Source organism: Cohnella sp. CFH 77786 (genome assembly GCF_019400745.1).
Classification (GTDB): Bacteria; Bacillota; Bacilli; order Paenibacillales; family Paenibacillaceae; genus Cohnella.
Genome location: NZ_WJIB01000018.1, coordinates 1 through 20,075, shown reverse-complemented (window position 1 = coordinate 20,075; position 20,075 = coordinate 1). Strand labels below are relative to the sequence as shown.

The window sequence follows — 20,075 nt, the reverse complement described above, 5'->3', positions numbered from 1 at the left end:
CTTGTTTTTAAAGTATTATCCACAATTCGACATTTTTCTAGATTCCCCTTCCCTTTTGCTTCTTACTCCCCAAATTATTGAAGTATTTGTGATGGTAATTCCCTAGGGATAATTATCGGTCCTTAATCTGATGAGGATTCACCGTTGGTGGCGGGGATCAAGATGTATTTTGTGATAACCGCGTACATAGCAGAGTTGGATACGGATTAAGTTAACGAGTACGTTAGCTCAGTTAGCCCAATATAAACATTAAACTTTAATATAACCTTTAAATAAGGAACTCAACGAATTCTGGCGATCGCAGTAAACCGTTGCGCGTCCATCCGCGCGATCGAACGCGTGCTCGAATCCGCGGCTCTACGTATACGAAATCACCTTTCTCTCCCGTCTTCAGCGCCTTAGCTACGCCATAAAACGCCTGCTTATGGGCGGCGGGCACCGCTAACTCGATAATACCGGCTGGCTTCCCGTTCTGTTGCGCTAGCCATCCGAATTGACTGCGTCGGTATCCCGCTATTTCCACGTTGGCGTACGTGTAATTGATAATCTTAAGCCAATTTTCGCTACGCCGCCCAACGTACACACTTTCCTTCCGTTTCGCAACGATCCCCTCGAGGCCGCGCTCCTTCATTAGTTGAAACAGCGATATCCCTGCGCCATCCACGTAAAATACTCGATTGTAGTACGAATTGTTCGTGAGTACACGCTCTAGAAGCGCCTTCCGTTCGGTGAGCGGCTTATTACGCATGTCTTCACCTTTGTATCGCAAGATATCGAAAGCATAGTAAACGACCGGCTTGTTGACGCTTGCCTGGCGAATTTCGATGTACTTTCGTTTATGGAATCGCTCCATTACCGTTTCGAACTCGATGTCGCCAGTTTCCGGATTCACGTACGCGACTTCGCCGTCGAGCACAACGTCGGACGGATCGTCGATCGGCACGTTATGAAGCTCTGGATACTGCGCTGTTACTTCGAATTGATGACGGGTAAAAAGCCGAACCTTTCCGTTATCCATCGACAAGAGTAAACGGTGGCCATCGACTTTCGGTTCGTAGAGGTAACGATCATCGTCAAACGGGTTTTCGCGCTTATTAAGTAACATTGGAGTATAGAACACAACGGCATACCACCAATCAATAAACAATGATATACCGATTGTAGCACTCGTGAATGACGGTGTGACGCGGTAAGTTAATGCATAGGAGCCAATGTGCGGAAACATAATAAGTCATAAATCGTGGAGGTGAGAAAAGATGCCAAATCGGAATCAATACGTGGTGAAGAACGCCCGCGGCGCGCTAGATAGGCTGAAATTTGAAGTCGCGCAACAACTCACCATTCCGCTTGATCAAGCTTACAACGGCGATAAGACGTCGCGTGACATGGGGGCGATCGGCGGAAACATGGTCCGCCGTATGATCCAAATCGCTGAGCAACAACTGGTCGGCGGAACAGGACGTTTCTAAACGTAATCTCCCGTATCCTCGCAATCGCGGGGATCGTTTTATTTCGTATTTTCTCTCAGCAACGCGTAAATGTCGTTAATGTATTTCGATATCCGTACGGTGATTTCCGACCGCATGACCTCGCGTACCATCCCAAAACGGTCTTCGTACCCGCGACACACGAACCGGTGATAGACGATCATATCAGCCTGTTCGTCGTTCAGAATCTTAATGTTGCGCCGGCTGAGTTCACGCTTCACTTCGTACATATCCTTCGTTACCCGATTCATGATCGATTGGGTGAACGCGATAAACGCTTTCTTAAGAACATTCGTTGAATTTTGGACATCGTTTAAACTATTTTGCAAGATGGTCAAAATGTGCGGAAGTAACACGTAATCTCTTATCATCGTTAGTTCTTCCGTCGTTGCTTTACCGGTCGCCTTCGGTTGATTGCGCGACTCGAATTGCTCCTGATGTTCAGTTAGTAACATCTTCGTTCCCCACCGCCCATTCCCTTCCAGTTTACTCATACCGCACGCACCGCCACTGGCAACGCCGAAAGAATTCGGTCACTTAGCAAAGTGCGGAATGCCCGCTTATCCCAGTCCAGCGCACGAACTTGTCCGTCGCGAACTGAATAGACGGTTATTCTCCGCTTTGTGAAGTTTCCCTTACTGTCCTGGTAAATGATCTCGGCGCTACGCCCGATATACTTCTCGATCATCACCATCGATATCACTCTCCGCAGGAGCGTTGACCGCAGCGCGGGCATATCGTGCACCCTGCGGTCGGCGGCGCTGGATAAACGGTAAGACAGTTCTGGCATTCCTTCAGTACGGTTTCGGCTGGTTGTCGATTCATTTGTAGCCCTCCATAATGGGAACGTTTGTTCTTAGTATATACGCGAACAAGAGTTCTATTCAAGGGGGTAAAAAATGCAGGAAGTTCGCCTTCCTGCCCCTGTCTATCACGTCTGACTGTATTCCGGAATTTCGTGGTTTTATCAATGAGAGCTAGCTACATATAAGTGTTACTAACAACAATTAATCGTTTATCAAGAATAGAGCCATTCTAAACTCGCAATTTTCTCTTAAAAAATAGGCTCCCCCTTGAAACATCACTGTAGCATCAGTAAAAGTTTCTAATATCCCAAAATAACTAACCTCGCCTTGGAACAAGGCTTCTACAATCGCGTTGGTTTCAATACAATGTTGAAATTGACTGTCAGTATTAATGATAATTTGTTTCATGATAAGCCTCCTTTTAAACGAAAAAACACCGTCTTCAAATAACGCGTTTCAACGTTAAATGAAAACGGTGCTTCCGTTTTTGGGTATTTAATTAAATTTACTTTAACATATCTGTATTTTGAACTGCAATACTTTTACATTTTCCGACTTTTCCTCTGATTAATGACTATTGATTTTATCTTCTGATTTTCAAACCTCTACCTCTTCTATATGAACGTAACTGGGGGGTTCGTTGACTATCCACAAATAATCCACAACAATCAAATGATGAAATTACACACAGCTGTACCTCATTTGTAGTTATCAACTCCGAAGCAGTTAACTGTACTTCATCTGTAGTTATCAACTCCGAAGCAGTTAATAACTGTACTTCATCTGTAGTTATCAACTCCGAAGCAGTTAATAACTGTACTTCATCTGTAGTTATCAACTCCGAAGCAGTTAATAACTGTACTTCATCTGTAGTTATCAACTCCGAAGCAGTTAATAACTGTACTTCATCTGTAGTTATCATTTCCGAAGTAGTTATCAACTGTACTTCATCTGTAGTTATCATTTCCGAAGTAGTTATCAACTGTACTTCATCTGTAGTTATCATTTCCGAAGTAGTTATCAACTGTACTTCATCTGTAGTTATCATTTCCGAAGTAGTTATCAACTGTACTTCATCTGTAGTTATCATTTCCGAAGTAGTTATCAACTGTACTTCATCTGTAGTTATCATTTCCGAAGTAGTTATCAACTGTACTTCATCTGTAGTTATCATTTCCGGGAGCAGTTAGTAAATGTACTCATCTGTAAGTAATAGGGCTATGCGTTAAAGAGAAATCGGAAACCTGTAAAACACCTGTACTCAGTAGAAGTTTAAAGCACGACTTTATTACTGTTCTCATATAGTTCGACTTGCTTGAGCATAAACCCATTATCCCATATAACTACACCTTTTTCTTTATCCAGCGTTGCTGAATAAAACAGACTTAAGTCTTGAGTCAAATCTATGATATGAGCGGCTGCATTCAATAAAACAGGATCTTCAGTTATTAAATAAAATGGCTTACTAAGTTCCTTATAATAATTTTTAACATCGAAAACCCCATACTCCCGATTATCATACTCAATTAGCAATTTTAAATTGGCGACAGGAAATATACGTGTAATTCTTTTCTCCTTGGGATCGCACCTATAGACATCTTTCTTTAAGTCATCAAGCGATTCGCCTTTTCTTGAAATATCTAATAGCATTGGTACATACTCTTCCGCATTAATGGCTCCTCTAAAATTCCTCTTATAGATTACAGGATAATACTTAGTAATCAGTTTTTCCGCTTCCTTAGGCTCGATTCCTTCCTCTAGTAGTGATTTTAATATCGTCCTCTCGTAAGGCCGATATTTCATGACATCCATAAATTCTCCTCCCAGTCTCGACTTTCAATACGAACGGCCAATTCCAGATCACTCAGAGCTATTAAAAAGGCCGGGAAAGATAATCGGTCCCTCGTTCATCTCATTGAACGTCTACTGGGGAAAAACTGCGCGACATATGGGGCCGATCTTTCGTTAAAAGCGCAGAACTTTGCAAAACGACCACACCCATCTTATTTACTTAAACCTCATATTCCTCGCCATTTTTGTTGATCATCGTTCTGGCTAAGTCACCTTGGAATCGCGAGAACGTAACACTATTGTTTGTTTTCTTTCATTATTAATCTATCCACTTCTGAGAGTGGCGGATTCTGCGAAGAGTTCCTTGGACTTAATTAATAATCTATAACTGCTAGCTCAGAAAAATGGTCACCTTTTAATCTCTCGAAATCTCGCGAAAAATAAAATTCATTCGTAGAGTCCCAGATTGAGTTAAGTTTTTCCGGTGACATTTTTGAAATAACAATAGTTTGCCGTTTTTTTCTCTTCCTAATTTTCAGTATTTCCTGCATTGCCATGACATCACTTCGAGACGTATATCCTTTCGGGAACCCAATAAAACATACATCATAAGAACTCAGCTGATTTTCAAAGCGATCCATATAATCAAAATAATCAAGATCAAATTCAAACTTATTCTGAACCCTTACTAGTCTTATTATCTCTTGAGTATCGATGTATGGGGCTACTACTTTATTATGCCTCAAAGCTTTAATCATACAGGCATATACAAAATTGTGAAGTACATACTCAATTTTTGATGAAATGAAGATATTCCTTTTGAGCTTTTCACCCCGGACAAATTTTTGATAAAGGGATTCCATTAACCCTAAAAAACGCTGAAATTCCTGTGAGTTTCTTTGCTCATTCGATAACCTTGACGATTTCGCCAGAATATCTTTGTTAAATTCCGAATTTATGTACTCAGCCGGTATTGTTATTTTTTCCTGCATTTTTGTGAATTCAATGATGTCGTCTTCGACATTTCGAGTCTTGTCAATCTTAAGAAGCAGTTTTCCTCCTTGGCAATGATAACATTTCTGTATTCTTACAGACGGCTTAATAGATATATCAAAATAATCTCTATACTTTCTAAAGACAACGCCGCTATTTTTACATACAGGACAAAAAGGCATTAACTGCAATTCTAATTACCCCTTTCACAATAATGCTGGAAATCTATTTACTTGAAGCAACCCCTCAGACTGGGATACTTTACTCTCGTTCACCACACCGACAGCTACAGACCGCTCGGTACTGTACCTTTCATACGAGCTTCTGCCCCTACAAAGGGCATTCGCTTCGCTTATATCAATGGGGGAGGCTCCGCATAATCAATAACTCTATCGTTCGGAGATCCTGACGCCTCATTGCTGCGTACTGGTTTTTTTTCGGCAGATGGGTGATTGGAGAACTGCTTTTTGAACCCATAATCATTAGCACAAAAAATAGGTTCTTTCCGGTGTGCGGAGTGAATATTTGGCGATGTCCGAGGCATTTTTCTGACTTTGCGGCTTTTCGAGTTTTTATAAATGTCTATGTTAACTAGATTGTCCTGTAAGCATTCTACTTCTGCCTCATTACTGCTAATTTGAGCTGACTCAGTGATGAGATATTTAGAAACAAACGATCGTCCTATTCTCACTTTTTCAATATTAAGTCTACCCTCCACTTTCAGTTTTGAGATAATGTATTCTAAAGATCGTTTTTTTACTTGTAACACTTTGGCAAGTTCATCTTGAGACATGCATGGAGACTCCCCGTTTTCGATTACGCTCCGTTCAAGAAAGCTCAATAAATCCGCTTCGATTTCATAAAAGTGGTCTTTCCTTTCTGTTCGCTCTTTACGCGGCGTAGATGGCCCGATCCAAATTCCAGTTAGTGCATAGACAATTGACCAGGACACTTTTTGATAGTTCCCGCTGTAAGCATGATTGATACAGTTCCTTACTTCATCCCAAGTAAAATCTTCATGATTGATACGCTCGTACCATTTACCTAAAACTAATGTAGCTTCCTCTTTACTCAAACCATCTAATTTATAACCCAATGCAAGTGTGAAAGCGGCATTATTTCGGCCAAGTTTTCGTCCTTTCCAACTCGTTTTAGACTTAAACTTACCCATGAATAACTGGACCATAGCTTTACTAGACATTATTTTTCCAGAACGAATCACATTTTCTCGAACAGTTGTTTTTTTGTTACATTCGAAAGTATTCAGGATAGTCTCATAATCATCGATGCTTGGTTTTTGAAGAGGTTTAAAGTACAAGACATTATCTTTTCTCGGCAAGCGAAAATAATGCTCTGCCGAAGCTGCGTGCAGATCAGAGCCAATTAGACGAGCGATTTTTTTAATCAAGCGGTCATAACGCTTAATAGTGCTCTCGCCGTTCCAGAAGCCTCGAAGAGGCTTTAGAGGCATATAGACGTGGTAACCCCCTGAAGGAGTAGCTACAAGAGCGCAAACCTGAAATCCAAAGCCTTCGATATGCGTAATTAACCCAGCTTCTGAACTGATTCCTAATTCAAATAAATGCTCCTCATCAAAATCAAAAGTAAACCCCATCATCCACCGTAACTTCGTTTTACATCGAGATTTGTTGGTGTAAAATAAATTTGGAGTATAGTACTCATATCCCTCATCAATTTTTTTAATTAGGATCGGTCGGCTTCTTGCGTACTGATGTTTGTATTTCAATGATGACATATCCTTTACCATCGCTATGTAGCCGAAATTGTTTTGTTTTTCAAAGTTCCGATCATAATTCGGCATCGTGAAATCAGTGATATGGTCTTCATATTGATACTCCAACAATTTTATATAACTGTCGTTAGTTAGCTGATTTCCTGACATAGAAACTTGCTCTCCCTTCAATTGATGAGCGGATTACTAATTTGGGCAATAAGAAACCAAGCCCTCAATAATCATTTTCAAAAAAATCCAAATGATCGAAAGCGCATTTAAAGAAGACTCTTAATTTTCGTTTATGTACCTAACGTGTACCTACAGCGTTAAACTTAAATAATCTAGGATAGTTCAGAACAACACATTAAGCCCGAGAAACCATACAGAATAAGGCTCCTTAAACTGTCATAACACGTGCTAACACATTGGACTCATGGTTCGGGACCAAGAGGTCGCAGGTTCGAATCCTGTCGTCTCGACCATCTTCGAAATCCCAAAACCTTGAGAAATCAAGGTTTTTTTGCTTTTTGTCAGCGATTCGTAATTCGTATGTTCGACATCCTCCCCACCCTCGTCGAAACATAAAGAACCGGCCCTCGCGGACCGGTTGCGGACTACTCATTTTAACGGGACACCATCTATATTCCAGTATCCACCGTCTAATCCCTGATCCATGACAGGGAAAGAGGTACCTGCTGCTACTTTCCCCTCGGCTATGTGTACATAAGCTTCGGTTTTCCCTTTTGCTTTGTATTCGCCAGAATGGTAATGATCAAGCGGGTGGTTTTTCACGATAAATTTGTGCACGGTAACCGACTTTCCAAAGACGGGTTCGGGATCGTTGCCTGGCAATTGCCAATAAGCAGAATAAGGGAGACGGGTCACGTTTTCTTTGTTTAACGTATATTCGTAAACCACTCCTTCGTACGAGACAATCTGATAACCTCGGCTCTCCAGGTAAATCTGCGCCGTCCGGGCATCTGGATTGTTCACGCTCTTTGAATTTGATGAACATCCGGCAAGCATGAACAATGCGATTAAATAGAAGGCCAACCTCACCTTCATACTGATTCTCCTTGTAATCAATTTATGCTTGATTACCTTTTTTTCGCTGTAAAAACAAATTGATAAGGAGGGTAAAGAAAAGCCCAATGATTAGACTGAGGGCTATTACAATTATTTTTATTGGCGAACTTAGCGTTATATCGTTTTGTTGTTCTCCCTTTATAAATACACCGGAATCTTCATTTTGACTCGCCAAATCGTCCTGAGTATTTTTCAACAACGCAATCAAACGATCCGACGACCATCCCTTTGGTTATTCATCCCGTTGATCCATTGCTTTGACCATCGAAAATAAGTTGCTTGTTTTTGTCAACACAAAACGCCCCCGCTTACGCGAGGGCGTCTGTTGATGGATAATATCGATTAGTTCTCCGAGCCTTGAGCCGGAGCGTCTGTGCCGAACGCGCCGCCCATTTGCTGCTCGAATTGCTCCATGGTAACGACGTCTTTCGGGCCTTCCGGGTATTCGAGTTTCACGTCTTTGTTGATGTCTTTCGTCTCGGAAACGACTTTGAACGCGAAAGTGACAGCGTCGCCTTCCGCATCGACCGAAGCTTTCACATGCATGTCGGAGTACACCGGATATTCCTTGGCATCGATCCCGACGTTCGCGGTCACTTCCAGCGTTTTGACGGCTTTCTTGAACTCTTCCATGCCCTTGGTGATGTCTTCTTTCTTGGTGTCGCCGAGTTCTTTCTTCGCCTGGTCCAGGTCTTCTTGTTTCAGGCCGAGCATGTCGCGGTATTCGGCGTTTTTGGACAGCAGGTCGATGATTTCCGGGGCGATCTTCTCGACGACGGTGTTCGCGAACGGTTCGACTTGGTCCTTGTTCACTTGGAAACGGATCACTTGCTTCACGTCGTTGCCTTCCGGCAGGCCGGCGTCCTTCACTTTGACATCAGACAGATACTGCTTCTCGTCTACGTTGTTGAAGATGATGGCGAGAATGTCGTTGGCGAATTTCTGCGATTTGCCCGGATCGAGGTTCGGCATCGGTTCGCCGGACTCTTCGGCCATCTTCTTCAGATCGAGCTCCAGGAACTTGCCCACCATGTCCTGCGGCAACGGGAAGAAAGGAATGTTCGGGATTTTCACCCACATTTTTTCCTTCTCCATGATGATCGGAATGTTGAAATTGACGGCCATGTCGCCTTTCATGGCGAGGGACAGCGTCATTTCGACATGCATCGGATCCGCCTTGTACGCGCCTGTCCAGGAGATGTCCGTGTCTTTGAACATCGACAGCATGGCCTTGGTCTGTTCGGCATCCGCGCCGTCGGCTTGGAAGCTGAGGTCCTCGATTTTCATGCTGCCTTTGAAGCTGTAGGATTTCATCTCAGCGGACTTGATCATAGCGGCTTTGAGCGCTTCCTGCGGCGACTTGTTGCTATTGCAGCCGGCGAGAAGCAGCGCGGTCGTGAGCATGAATGCAACCAGCGACAACCAAACTTTGGATCTTGCCAAAGTGTAAAACTCCCCTCATGAATTAAGATCGATGGAACAACGTCAATTGTATCTTAATTAGGGGGGGAGTAAAAGACATTTTCGGTTAAATTTCTCCTAAAATAAGCTGCCATTTCATTCCGAAGCCTAATGGATATCCCTCTTCTTGAACCGGCCGCCTCTAACGTCGTGGATGTTGCCGACCGCCAGGAATGCCTGCTCGTCAAGCTCGGTAACGATGGATTTCAACTTCGCTTCCTCCAGACGGTTGATGACGACGAAAATTACTTTTTTATCGTCGCCGGAATAGCCGCCTTCGCCATTTAAGTACGTCACGCCGCGCCCAAGCCGATCCACGATCGCGCTCCCGATTTCCCGATAGTTGTCGCTGATGATCCAGACCGCTTTGGACTCGTCGAAGCCTTCTATCGTGAGGTCGATCGCTTTGAAGGCTATGTAGTACGCAATCAGGGAAAACAAAGCGCGGTCCAGAGAATACACGAATCCAGCGCTTCCGAGAATGAAGAAATTAATGAACATGACGGTCTCGCCCACGGAGAACGGGAGCTTCCGGTTCACGAGAATCGCGACGATCTCGGTTCCGTCCAGTGAACCGCCGGCCCGGATGACAATCCCCGTTCCTACGCCCAGCAGGATGCCGCCGAATACGGCCGCGAGAAACGTGTCTTCGGTAAACGGACTCCAGCTATGGAGGATTGATGTCGTCACGGACAACGTCGCGACTCCGAGCAAAGTGGACAAAGCGAACGTTTTGCCGATCGTCTTGTAACCGATGAGCAAGAACGGAAGGTTGAGGACGAAGAGGAAAATGCCGACCGGCAAGCCGCTTAAGTAGGAGGACATGATGGAAATGCCGGTGATGCCTCCGTCGATGATGGAGTTGTTGATGAGGAAAGTTTCAAGCGCGAATCCGACCAGGACCGCTCCAAGCATAATGAAGAAAATGCGTCTTGCCACCTCGAAGGGCGTCAGCTTGCTGTGCTTGGCGGCGGTCGGAGGCCGCGGAGAGATAGGATGGTTCTTCTTGGTCATCGATCTGCCTCCTTGAAAATGGGTTTTCCCTATCATACCAATTTACAAGGATCTGTGTCACTTTATGCACACTATATGGAAGGAATTTCATCAAGTAAAGCGGCTACACCGAGCTTTTTGGACGGATAGACGTTTTATCGGAGGTAATTCAGAAAAGGATAGCGGATTTTATACTTTGCTGAATCACTAAAAAACCCGGCAGTCGCCGGGGTAGAACGTCATCCTTCGCCATTATTGTGACGGGTATGGTTGCGGTTCTTCACTTTCTTGGAGCCGGACAGCGGTTCGTTGGGCGTCCGGTTGTTATGTTCTCGGTCCGGTCCGGTTTCCCATGGCCGGGCGACGGGGGATTGTACCCTCGGTTTGCTCACGATCTAGACCTCCTCCTTCTCGAAATCAGCGTTCTCTTTGAAGGATCCGGTTACGTGGATTTGGGATGATGCAGATCAGGGGTGTGATCATGATTCAGGGCCGCCTGATGGCGCCGGTCGTTCTTGTCCTGCCGCAGCTGCTGCTGATGGTGGGAGTTCACCGGATTCTGATTCAGCTGTTCCACGACGTTGCTCAAGTTCTTATCCGCCATTCCGTTCGCGTCCGACATTGAGCCGCCCCTCCTTATTCAAGCATGCGTGACGTCGTGCAGAGCTTGCGCGCATTCGTGCAGGTGACGGCGGTAATCCTGGATCAGCTCCTGCATGACGTCATTGCGCTCATCCACGGTTTGTCCGTCCTTTTCCACGTCCGTCAGCTCGACGCCGATTTCCCGGCTGTCTACGTAGCGCACGGCGAAATCGAATTCCATCATCTGATGGCCGGCCGTCCGGATATGCACCCTAAGCGCGCGGGGGTCGGCTTCATCGGCCAATACTTCCGCGCGGTCTCCTCCTTGAAGCCGCTCGGGAAGCACGCGCCGCCATGCTGCGACCAGCTGGTCCTGGGGGACGGTCATTTCGTCATGGGTTGACATCTCAGCACCTCCGCCTTGTTAGGGTGGCCCGGACAGGGGTTCTTATGCATAGGCTTTATTTAGATAAAATATTGATTTTACTTCCTAACACATGGTCCAGAGGAATAAAACCCAAAGACCGGCTGTCATCGCTAATGTTCCGGTTATCGCCCATGACGAAGATGTGGCCTGCCGGCACCGTCCATTTGGCGTCGGTTACGTCATCCATCCGTTCTTTGATATAAGGTTCCGTGAGCGGTTTGCCATTACGATAAACTTGATGATTTTTAATTTCCAGCACGTCCCCCGGCTTTCCAATGACCCGTTTGATAAAAAAGATGCGGCTGTCTTTGTTTGAAAACAAATTGAAAATCGGATTCTCGAGCACGTCGTCCTTCAAAGAACGGCTACGGCCCACTCTGCTGTCGATAATAACGATGTCCCCGTAGGCCGGCAAATAAGAAAAGGTGTGCGGAAGTTTGGACACATACACCCTCTCGCCGTCATGTAAGGTGGGATCCATCGAGTGCCCTTCGACTTCATAGGGCTGAATGATGAAAATTCCGATGACGGAGGAAACGACGAAGGCAACGGCCAAAGACGAGATCCAGCTCCAGCATTTTTTGATGAACTCCATTTTCTCTTCCCTCCGGTACTCTGTTTCCCCTATCATATCACAAGCTTAAGAGTAATTTCTCTTCGAGCACGGCAGAGAACAAATGCAAAAACGCAGCTGAACCGGATAGAATCGGCAGCTGCGTCGATCATGAGTCTATGGATATGGCGGAGAGGGTGGGATTCGATTTCCTGGGCCTACGAACATGCCCCCGGCATGTTTGCTTAACGGCACGTTCGAACCCACTTTCGTCCTGAACGGAATACTTCGTTATGGCGGAGAGGGTGGGATTCGAACCCACGTGGGCTTGCACCCTAACGGTTTTCAAGACCGCCCCGTTATGACCGCTTCGGTACCTCTCCAGAAAAAAAGGGGCATCGCCTGTCCAAACAGGCGGAATCTGCCCCGTTATCATATCATATGCTCCGCTGCAACATCAACCCCTGGGGCCGATTCCCTCGAGTCCTCCCATATACGGACGCAGGACTTCCGGAATCAACACGGTTCCGTCCGCCTGCTGATAGTTCTCGATCAGCGCGGCAACCGTGCGGCCTACCGCCAAGCCCGAACCGTTCAGCGTATGCACGAATTCCGGCTTCGCTCCCGCTTCCGGGCGGTAACGGATCCCGGCGCGGCGAGCTTGGAAGTCTCCCATGTTCGAACACGAAGAAATCTCCCGATAGACGCCTGCACTCGGCATCCAGACTTCGAGATCGTACGTTTTCGTAGAACCGAAGCCCATGTCCCCCGTGCAGAGCAGCAGCACCCGGTAAGGCAGCCCTAGCAGCTGAAGGACTCGCTCCGCATGTCCCGTCATCTGCTCCAGCATGTCGAACGACGCGTCCGGCTTGGACAGGTGCACGAGTTCGACTTTGTTGAACTGGTGCTGCCGGATGAGGCCGCGCGTATCCCGGCCGGCGGAGCCCGCCTCGGAACGGAAGCAGCTGCTGTACGCCACGAAACGTTTGGGCAAATCTTCCGCGGCCAGAATTTCTTCCCGATGGAAGTTCGTTACGGGCACTTCCGCGGTCGGGATCAAGTAATAGTCCGAGCCTTCCAGTTTGAACAAATCTTCCGCGAACTTAGGCAGCTGTCCCGTGCCCACCAGGCTGTCCCGGTTCACGATGTACGGCGGGAGGATTTCCTCGTAGCCATGCTTGTCCGCGTGCAAGTCCATCATGAAGTTGATGAGCGCCCGCTCCAGGCGCGCGCCTAGACCTTTGTAGAACACGAAACGCGCGCCCGCAACCTTGGCGGCGGCCTCGAAATCGAGAATGCCGAGCTCGGCGGCGATGTCCCAATGGGCTTTCGGCTCGAAGCCGAAATCGCGAGGCGTGCCTTCCCGGCGCAGCTCGACATTGTCGGCCTCCGAAGCGCCTACCGGCACGGATTCGTGCGGCATGTTGGGCACGGCGAGCAGCATAAGGTCGATCTCGGCCTCCAGGACGCGGATTTCCTCGTCGAGAAGCTTGATCCGGTCGCCTACGTCCCGCATCTCCGCGATCAGTTCGTCGGCGTTGCCTCCCGCTTTTTTCAGCTTCGCCACTTCTTGGGACACGACATTGCGGCGATTCTTCAGCTGTTCGGTTTCCGTCAGCTTCTCGCGGCGCGCGGCGTCGAGTTCCGGGAATTTGGCGATCAGTCCGGTCGAAGCGCCGCGATTCTTCAGCGATTGGGCGACGCGGTCGTAATCTGTTCGAAGCAATTTGACATCCAGCATGGAAATCCCCCTATCGGGCTTGCCGGGCCATCTCCAAGAAGAGCCCGTGCAAACGGAAATCGTCGGTCAGTTCCGGGTGGAAGGAGGAGACGAGCAGCCGGTCCTGTTTGGCCGCCACGATCTCGCCTTTGTAAGTGGAGAGCACTTCGACGTTCTCCCCGACTTCCTTGATGAGCGGAGCCCGGATGAACACCGCGCGCAGCGGCGAATCGATGCCCTTGACGTCGAGCTCCGTTTCGAAGCTCTCGCGCTGGCGGCCGAACGCGTTCCGCGCCACCGTCATGTTCATGAGAGACAGATGGGGCTCCTCCCCGCTCTCCAGCCTTTCCGCCAGCACGATCAAGCCGGCGCAGGTGCCGAACAACGGCTTGCCTTGGCTCGCGAAATCCCGGACCGCTTCGATGAAGCCGTATTGCCGCATCAGCTTGCCGATCGTGGTGCTCTCCCCGCCGGGAATGACGAGCCCGTCCAATTCGCCCAGCTGCTCCGTGCGCTTGACCGCGACGCCTTGTCCGCCGGCCAGTCCGATGCTGCGGATATGTTCGGCGACCGCTCCCTGCAGCGCCAGTACACCGATCTTCATACGTTACCCTTCCCCTCGCCTTATACGTAAACCAATCACGGCGGCCCCCCGTAACCCGGCCCGCGAAGGCCGGCGGGAAGCCGCCGGATGGCGAATCATGTTCTGGCCTCTGAAGCCGGAATTACAAGGCTTAGATGCCGCGGTCTTGCATGCGCTGGGAAGATTCGAGCTTGGAAATCTCGATGCCCTTCATCGGAGCTCCCAGGTTTTTGGACACGCGGGCGATCAACCCGTAATCTTCGTAATGGGTCGTCGCTTCGACGATCGCGCGGGCGAATTTCTCCGGATTTTCGGATTTGAAAATGCCCGATCCGACGAATACGCCGTCCGCGCCCAGATGCATCATCAGCGCCGCGTCGGCCGGAGTCGCAACCCCGCCCGCCGCGAAGTTCACGACCGGCAGACGTCCCGTTTCATGAACGCCGAGCAGCAGGTCGTAAGGAACGCCCAGCGTTTTGGCTTCGTGGTAGAGCTCGTCTTTGGACAGGTTCTGCACCTTGCGGATCTGTCCCATGATCAGGCGAAGGTGGCGTACCGCTTCCACGACGTTGCCGGTTCCCGGCTCGCCCTTGGTGCGCAGCATCGACGCGCCTTCCTGAACGCGGCGAAGCGCTTCGCCGAGATCTTTGGCGCCGCAGACGAACGGCACCGTGAATTCGTTCTTGCTGATGTGGAACACTTCGTCCGCCGGCGTGAGCACTTCGCTCTCGTCGATATAATCGACGCCGAGCGACTCCAGTACTTTCGCCTCGACATAGTGTCCAATCCGCGCTTTGGCCATGACCGGAATGCTGACGACCTTCATGACTTCCTCTACGATCGTGGGATCGGCCATACGCGCAACGCCGCCTGCTGCCCGGATGTCGGACGGCACGCGTTCCAGCGCCATGACGGCCGTCGCTCCGGCCGCTTCCGCGATTTTCGCTTGCTCGGCGCTCATGACGTCCATGATGACGCCGCCTTTTTGCATTTCGGCCATGCCGCGTTTGACTCTCGAAGTTCCCGTTTCCATGTTCCATGCCTCCCGAAGATTCTAACTCTTGATTTTACAGGAAGGTGTGCGAATCGGCAACCGCTCGGGTCGGAATTTAGAAAAGATCCACGATCCCTTTGAACAGCCCGGAGAAGAAGCTTCCGATGGCGCGGAACATCAAGGTGAGCCAGCCGGCTTTGTTGACGTCCTCGTTCGCGATCATGTCGACGGTTGCCGTCTTCGCTTCTCCGGTTGCCGGATCGGTATACTTCACCGTCGCCGTGCCGATCTTCGTCCCTTGCTTGATCGGAGCGACCAACGGATTCAGATCCGGCTTCATCGTCGATTCGGTAATCTCGACGTTCGAGCCTTTGGGCGCGAGAATCGTGATATCCTGGGCGGTGACGACGGGCACGCTGGACTGTTTCCCTTTGCTCACCTTGAGCGTTTCGATGCCCTTCAGAGCCGTTTTGCCTTCGACGATCGTCTTCTTCTCGAAGTTGTTGAAGCCGTAATCGAACAGCTTCGCCGTTTCCAGGAACCGCGTGCCGTCATACAGGCCCCCCGGCACGTTCATGACGACCGCGATCAACCGGGTTCCGTTGCGCAGAGAGGTTCCTGTGAAACAGTTGCCCGCAGTCGGCGTATGTCCCGTCTTCAGACCGTCCACGCCCGGATAGGCGAATTTGCGGAAGTTCGGAATGTTCTTGTTCGATTCCAGCATCCAGTTCCAGTTCGGCGTCGAAGTCTTATCCCTCTCCCTGAACTTGAGACTGGGGATTTTGGAAATCTCGAGGAACTGGGGCATTTCCTTCAAAATATGATACGCGAGGATCGCCGAATCGCGCGCGGACATCAGCGTTTCTCCTTCTTCCGCCGGACGGAAGGCTGCCGGCATATCGCTGCGGTCAAGCCCTGTCGTGTTGACGAAATGGGTATTGGTCATGCCCAGCTTCTTGGCGGTTTCGTTCATGAGCTTAACGAACTCTTGCTCGGAGCCCCCTAGCGTTTCCGCCAGCTGTACGGTCGCGTCATTGGCAGAGGCGACGGCCATTGCCACGTAAAGCTGCTTGACCGTATATTTCTCCCCTTTGGCCAGGAATACCCGGCTTCCAATCTGCGCGGCTGCATTATCCCCAACGGTGACGACGTCGTCCCATTTGATTTTGCCCTCTTCGACCGCTTTTTCCACGAGGTATTCGGTCATCATCTTGGACATGCTGGCCGGCGGAAGCGCCAAATCGGCATTATGCTGATAGAGAACTTGTCCGGTCTCCGCGTCCATGAGAATGGCGGCCTGGGCATTCAGTTGAAGAGCCGGCGTCGCGGGAGCGGCGGAAGCGGCTCCGGCCATCAGGAGCATGGACAAAATGCCGAACAAAACCGTCATGCAGACGAATCGTTTGGACAAAAGAGGCGAGCTGCGGAACGACGAATGAGGACGGTTCAAAACGTTCTCTCCCTTATCGATAAATTCGTCCTTCATTGTAACATAACGGAGCGACATAAAAAAAAGGCTTTCGCCTTAATTCCAGCATTTACAGGGGATCATTCCGATGATAAAAGGTTGCAAAAAAGCCGCAAGGCTCAGCTGTGTCAGCTTGCCCGCGGCTTTCGCGTTTGCTGCGATTATAATGAGTAATTAGGGGCTTCTTTCGTAATTTGCACGTCATGCGGATGGCTTTCGCGAAGCCCCGCGCCGGTAATGCGGATGAATTGGGTATCGTTCTTCAATTCCTCGATCGTCCCCGTGCCGCAATAACCCATGCCCGCGCGCAATCCGCCGATCAGCTGATGGATCGTATCCTTGAGCGGCCCTTTGTAAGGAACGCGGCCCTCAATGCCTTCCGGCACGAGCTTGCTCTCGTTCTCCTGGAAGTACCGGTCCTTGCTGCCTTCCTTCATCGCCCCGATGGAGCCCATGCCGCGGTAAGACTTGTAACGCCGGCCCTGGAAAATCTCCGATTCGCCCGGGCTTTCTTCCGTGCCCGCGAACAAGCTGCCCATCATGACCGCGCTGGCACCCGCTGCGATCGCCTTCGTCACTTCACCGGAATACTTGATGCCGCCGTCCGCGATGATGGGGACATTGTATTCGCGGGCGACGGTCGCGCAGTCGTAAATCGCCGTGATTTGCGGAACGCCGATGCCGGCCACGATTCGGGTCGTGCAGATGGAGCCCGGTCCGATTCCGACTTTGACGATGGAAGCGCCCGCCTCGATCAAATCGCGGGTCGCTTCTCCCGTCGCTACGTTGCCGGCCACGATCGTGAGCTCCGGATACTTCTCGCGCAGCTTGCGGACCATCGACACGATATCGATGTGGTGGCCGTGCGCGGAGTCGACGACGAGCAAGTCGATCCCGGCTTGCACGAGCGCTTCCGCACGCTCGAACGTATCCTTGGAGACGCCGACCGCCGCGCCGACGAGCAGACGTCCGTGGCGGTCTTTGGCCGCATTCGGAAACTGGATCGCTTTTTCGATATCCTTGATCGTGATCAGACCCTTGAGCGTGTTCGTCTCGTCGACGAGCGGCAGCTTCTCGATCTTATGCCGTTGGAGAATGACTTCCGCTTCTTGCAGGGTTGTCCCAACCGGCGCGGTCACCAAGTTGTCCCTCGTCATGACGCTGTCGATCTTGATGGAATAGTCGTGGACGAAGCGCAGGTCGCGGTTCGTCAGGATCCCGACCAGCTTGCCCTCCCGGTTCACGATGGGTACGCCGGAAATCCGATACTTGCCCATCAATTCTTCCGCGTCGTACACGTGGTGTTCCGGCGTCAGCGAGAAAGGATTGGTGATGACTCCGCTCTCCGAACGTTTGACCCGGTCGACTTCTTCCGCCTGCTGAGCGGCCGACATGTTCTTATGGATGATTCCGATGCCGCCTTCCCGGGCGATCGCGATCGCCAAAGCCGATTCCGTGACCGTATCCATTCCCGCGCTGATCAACGGAATATTCAGCTTTACGGAAGGACTCAGCCTGGTCGAAACGTCGACGTCCCGGGGAAGAATCGACGATTTCCGGGGAATGAGCAGCACGTCGTCGAACGTGAGTCCTTCCTTGGCGAATTTATTCTGCCACACGAGCATTTCCCTCCTTTGCCGGCCACGCGCCGGCCCATGTCTCCGATTGATTATAGGCAATCTTAGCAGAGGCATTAGGGGCTGTCAAGAAAATTCCCGGCCCCTTCAAACCGCGCCGTTGCGGCAAAATGTTCGAAAATTCCGATCTTTTCAGGAGCGGAAAATAGGATACCGGCACGATGAATTCCAGATGAGGTATGAGGAGAACCCGGCTTGTCTTGCGGCGCGAATCTGATCCCGGATTTGCGCCGGTCCGTATCGCTGATGGGGATGGATCCATCCGGCCGTAAACCCCTGGATCCAAGGCCTGATCTGGGAAGGCTGCTTTCCCGATCGTTTCAGGCGCAGGTTCTGGCCGGCTGCATCTTGCAACGCCCTTGCGATGATGGGTCCCGGCGAGAGATCCGGATGGGGGATTCCCCACGTGCCCGGAGAATAATGGGACGGGTACACCATCGGGGAGAGGACGTCCGTTTCCAGCGCGAGATCTTGCCAACGCTGTCCGATCCCCATATCGCCATGCGTGGAACCGACCATGCCGAAGACGTCCGCGGATACGCGCACTCCCCGCGCGCGGGCTTTGCCGGCCGCATACCGCATGAACCGGCGGATCGTTTCGCTCTTGCTTCGGCCCAGGGGGTTGGAGTAAGCCGCCTCCCGATCGACCCGGGACGGATTTTCCGGGAACCGGACGTAGTCGAATTGTACCTCGTCGAATCCGCAAGCCGCGGCTTCCGCCGCGACCGCCGCCGGATACGCCCAAGCCTCTTCCTTGTACGGGTCAATCCAGGCATGGCCGCTCGCGTCTCTCCAGACGGCTCCGTCTTTGCGCTTCAAAGCCCACTCCGGCCGGGCGGCGGCGAGCTCGAAATCCTTGAAGGTGACAACTCGTGCGATCAAATAAACACGGCGCCGCTTCAGTTCCCGAGCCGCTTGCCGCAAACGCCGGGCTCCCGGGGAGTCTGATCGCGCGAACGAGCTTTGCCGCGGAGAGCGGGGGAGGGACAATAACCTGGCCCCGCTGTTCACGTCCAGCACGACGGCGTTCAGTTCCGTTTGATCCAAGAGCTTCATAAGCGACTGCATTTTGGACGGCGTGAGGGCCGCAAAAGACGAGACATAAATTCCTCGAACGGCATGGGACGGAGGATTCGGGTCGTTACGAGCGCCTAGCTTGATGGAGACTGGCGACGTTTGAAGCTGCCGAAACCTTACGGGGGATGCCTTCTCCAAGCTTGCAGTCGAGATCGGAGCAGTCAAATCCGGAGGATCCTCGCGCGTGCAACCCGCCAGAACGAAGGGACTCGTCAAAGCAGCGACAGTACAGAAGACAATCAAGCTCCGGGCGGTCAGCCTTTTCACGGCACTTCGCCTCCTGGCAGCCATTTTTGTTTGTAGTGTGGCTTCGGGAGCGTAAACAGCCTATGAGAGATTGCTGGGAGGGAAGGAAAAGAAAAAACACTTCCCACGCGTTGGCAACGTGAGAAGTGCTTGGAACCGCTAAACTTGCGCCTTGAAAACTGGATGCGAACTGTGCGACGAAGTCGTCACAGAACCGTGTGACTGCAGGCAGCGTTGCAAAGCAACGCGGTGCAGGCATGCGATTACGAAACATCGTGCTGATTGATGAAACACCGTGCAACCTGTGGGCTGCTGCGTAGGATAAGCCCTCGACCGATTAGTACCCGTCAGCTGCACGCGTTGCCGCGCTTCCACCCCGGGCCTATCAACCTGGTGTTCTTCCAGGGGTCTTACATACTGGGAAATCTCATCTTGA

General features: G+C 50.4%; 22 protein-coding genes, 1 tRNA gene and 1 rRNA gene. 1 reads left to right on the top strand and 23 read right to left on the bottom strand.

What is annotated here, in order from left to right; all coding sequences use genetic code 11:
- Positions 1-268 precede the first annotated feature (268 nt).
- Positions 269-1,120 carry an ATP-dependent DNA ligase gene (locus GE107_RS21645; protein WP_219642900.1) on the bottom strand — a complete coding sequence of 284 codons (852 nt, stop codon included), beginning with the start codon at positions 1,118-1,120 and terminating at the stop codon, positions 269-271.
- A 136-nt stretch (positions 1,121-1,256) separates the two neighbouring features.
- Between GE107_RS21645 and GE107_RS21640 the strand changes: the two genes are divergently transcribed.
- Positions 1,257-1,469, top strand: coding sequence for an alpha/beta-type small acid-soluble spore protein (locus GE107_RS21640; RefSeq protein WP_219642898.1), 213 nt, complete (start codon positions 1,257-1,259; stop codon positions 1,467-1,469).
- Positions 1,470-1,507: 38 nt separating this feature from the next.
- Here the strand turns inward: GE107_RS21640 and GE107_RS21635 are convergent, their stop codons facing one another.
- From GE107_RS21635 to GE107_RS21530, 22 genes are all read right to left on the bottom strand, one after another.
- Entirely contained in the window at positions 1,508-1,942 is a 435-nt protein-coding gene (locus tag GE107_RS21635; RefSeq protein ID WP_255570738.1) for a YhjD family protein, read from the bottom strand.
- A 35-nt stretch (positions 1,943-1,977) separates the two neighbouring features.
- The gene (locus GE107_RS21630) at positions 1,978-2,181 is read right to left on the bottom strand and encodes a hypothetical protein (RefSeq protein ID WP_219642890.1); all 204 of its coding nucleotides are present in this window, start codon (positions 2,179-2,181) and stop codon (positions 1,978-1,980) included.
- Between the two features lie 313 nt (positions 2,182-2,494).
- Positions 2,495-2,701 carry a hypothetical protein gene (locus GE107_RS21625; RefSeq protein ID WP_219642887.1) on the bottom strand — a complete coding sequence of 69 codons (207 nt, stop codon included), beginning with the start codon at positions 2,699-2,701 and terminating at the stop codon, positions 2,495-2,497.
- A 175-nt stretch (positions 2,702-2,876) separates the two neighbouring features.
- Positions 2,877-3,443 (bottom strand): hypothetical protein, encoded by a 567-nt coding sequence (locus GE107_RS21620; RefSeq protein WP_219642885.1) that lies wholly within the window; start codon positions 3,441-3,443, stop codon positions 2,877-2,879.
- 122 nt (positions 3,444-3,565) lie between these two features.
- A complete protein-coding gene (locus GE107_RS21615) occupies positions 3,566-4,105 on the bottom strand; it encodes a hypothetical protein (RefSeq protein ID WP_219642883.1) in 540 nt (179 codons plus the stop codon).
- A 353-nt stretch (positions 4,106-4,458) separates the two neighbouring features.
- Positions 4,459-5,268, bottom strand: coding sequence for a hypothetical protein (locus tag GE107_RS21610; RefSeq protein ID WP_219642881.1), 810 nt, complete (start codon positions 5,266-5,268; stop codon positions 4,459-4,461).
- 161 nt (positions 5,269-5,429) lie between these two features.
- Positions 5,430-6,980, bottom strand: a complete 1,551-nt coding sequence (locus GE107_RS21605) for a hypothetical protein (RefSeq protein ID WP_219642879.1) — start codon at positions 6,978-6,980, stop codon at positions 5,430-5,432.
- Between the two features lie 450 nt (positions 6,981-7,430).
- A complete protein-coding gene (locus GE107_RS21600) occupies positions 7,431-7,877 on the bottom strand; it encodes an outer membrane protein assembly factor BamD (RefSeq protein WP_219642877.1) in 447 nt (148 codons plus the stop codon).
- Between the two features lie 363 nt (positions 7,878-8,240).
- Positions 8,241-9,341, bottom strand: a complete 1,101-nt coding sequence (locus GE107_RS21595) for a hypothetical protein (RefSeq protein ID WP_219642876.1) — start codon at positions 9,339-9,341, stop codon at positions 8,241-8,243.
- 126 nt (positions 9,342-9,467) lie between these two features.
- Complete coding sequence (locus GE107_RS21590; protein ID WP_219642874.1) at positions 9,468-10,373, bottom strand: YitT family protein; 906 nt, start codon at positions 10,371-10,373, stop codon at positions 9,468-9,470.
- 218 nt (positions 10,374-10,591) lie between these two features.
- Positions 10,592-10,744: a small acid-soluble spore protein P gene (locus GE107_RS27290; RefSeq protein WP_219642872.1), complete on the bottom strand. Its 153-nt coding sequence runs from the start codon at positions 10,742-10,744 to the stop codon at positions 10,592-10,594.
- A 50-nt stretch (positions 10,745-10,794) separates the two neighbouring features.
- Positions 10,795-10,974, bottom strand: coding sequence for a hypothetical protein (locus GE107_RS21580; protein ID WP_219642870.1), 180 nt, complete (start codon positions 10,972-10,974; stop codon positions 10,795-10,797).
- Between the two features lie 18 nt (positions 10,975-10,992).
- Entirely contained in the window at positions 10,993-11,340 is a 348-nt protein-coding gene (locus GE107_RS21575) for a hypothetical protein (RefSeq protein WP_219642867.1), read from the bottom strand.
- A 55-nt stretch (positions 11,341-11,395) separates the two neighbouring features.
- A complete protein-coding gene (lepB, locus tag GE107_RS21570) occupies positions 11,396-11,956 on the bottom strand; it encodes a signal peptidase I (protein ID WP_219642862.1) in 561 nt (186 codons plus the stop codon).
- 252 nt (positions 11,957-12,208) lie between these two features.
- Positions 12,209-12,297: transfer RNA gene (locus GE107_RS21565), tRNA-Ser, on the bottom strand.
- 74 nt (positions 12,298-12,371) lie between these two features.
- Positions 12,372-13,655 (bottom strand): serine--tRNA ligase, encoded by a 1,284-nt coding sequence (serS, locus tag GE107_RS21560; protein ID WP_219642860.1) that lies wholly within the window; start codon positions 13,653-13,655, stop codon positions 12,372-12,374.
- Between the two features lie 10 nt (positions 13,656-13,665).
- Positions 13,666-14,238 carry a pyridoxal 5'-phosphate synthase glutaminase subunit PdxT gene (gene pdxT / locus GE107_RS21555; protein WP_219642858.1) on the bottom strand — a complete coding sequence of 191 codons (573 nt, stop codon included), beginning with the start codon at positions 14,236-14,238 and terminating at the stop codon, positions 13,666-13,668.
- A gap of 130 nt (positions 14,239-14,368) precedes the next feature.
- Positions 14,369-15,250: a pyridoxal 5'-phosphate synthase lyase subunit PdxS gene (pdxS, locus tag GE107_RS21550; RefSeq protein WP_219642855.1), complete on the bottom strand. Its 882-nt coding sequence runs from the start codon at positions 15,248-15,250 to the stop codon at positions 14,369-14,371.
- Between the two features lie 76 nt (positions 15,251-15,326).
- Complete coding sequence (locus GE107_RS21545) at positions 15,327-16,661, bottom strand: D-alanyl-D-alanine carboxypeptidase family protein (protein WP_255570737.1); 1,335 nt, start codon at positions 16,659-16,661, stop codon at positions 15,327-15,329.
- A 179-nt stretch (positions 16,662-16,840) separates the two neighbouring features.
- Positions 16,841-18,298: an IMP dehydrogenase gene (guaB, locus tag GE107_RS21540; RefSeq protein WP_219642852.1), complete on the bottom strand. Its 1,458-nt coding sequence runs from the start codon at positions 18,296-18,298 to the stop codon at positions 16,841-16,843.
- A gap of 150 nt (positions 18,299-18,448) precedes the next feature.
- The gene (locus GE107_RS21535; RefSeq protein ID WP_219642849.1) at positions 18,449-19,660 is read right to left on the bottom strand and encodes a putative glycoside hydrolase; all 1,212 of its coding nucleotides are present in this window, start codon (positions 19,658-19,660) and stop codon (positions 18,449-18,451) included.
- A gap of 296 nt (positions 19,661-19,956) precedes the next feature.
- Positions 19,957-20,075: ribosomal RNA gene (locus tag GE107_RS21530) — 23S ribosomal RNA — on the bottom strand; the annotation flags it as partial.

Coding starts and splice junctions, on each gene's coding strand:
- GE107_RS21640 (WP_219642898.1), top strand. CDS start 1,257: ATGCCAAATCGGAATCAATACGTGGTGAAGAACGCCCGCGGCGCGCTA.
- GE107_RS21635 (WP_255570738.1), bottom strand. CDS start 1,942: ATGTTACTAACTGAACATCAGGAGCAATTCGAGTCGCGCAATCAACCG.
- GE107_RS21630 (WP_219642890.1), bottom strand. CDS start 2,181: ATGGTGATGATCGAGAAGTATATCGGGCGTAGCGCCGAGATCATTTAC.
- GE107_RS21625 (WP_219642887.1), bottom strand. CDS start 2,701: ATGAAACAAATTATCATTAATACTGACAGTCAATTTCAACATTGTATT.
- GE107_RS21615 (WP_219642883.1), bottom strand. CDS start 4,105: ATGGATGTCATGAAATATCGGCCTTACGAGAGGACGATATTAAAATCA.
- GE107_RS21605 (WP_219642879.1), bottom strand. CDS start 6,980: ATGTCAGGAAATCAGCTAACTAACGACAGTTATATAAAATTGTTGGAG.
- GE107_RS21600 (WP_219642877.1), bottom strand. CDS start 7,877: ATGAAGGTGAGGTTGGCCTTCTATTTAATCGCATTGTTCATGCTTGCC.
- GE107_RS21590 (WP_219642874.1), bottom strand. CDS start 10,373: ATGACCAAGAAGAACCATCCTATCTCTCCGCGGCCTCCGACCGCCGCC.
- GE107_RS21580 (WP_219642870.1), bottom strand. CDS start 10,974: ATGTCGGACGCGAACGGAATGGCGGATAAGAACTTGAGCAACGTCGTG.
- GE107_RS21575 (WP_219642867.1), bottom strand. CDS start 11,340: ATGTCAACCCATGACGAAATGACCGTCCCCCAGGACCAGCTGGTCGCA.
- lepB (WP_219642862.1), bottom strand. CDS start 11,956: ATGGAGTTCATCAAAAAATGCTGGAGCTGGATCTCGTCTTTGGCCGTT.
- serS (WP_219642860.1), bottom strand. CDS start 13,655: ATGCTGGATGTCAAATTGCTTCGAACAGATTACGACCGCGTCGCCCAA.
- pdxT (WP_219642858.1), bottom strand. CDS start 14,238: ATGAAGATCGGTGTACTGGCGCTGCAGGGAGCGGTCGCCGAACATATC.
- pdxS (WP_219642855.1), bottom strand. CDS start 15,250: ATGGAAACGGGAACTTCGAGAGTCAAACGCGGCATGGCCGAAATGCAA.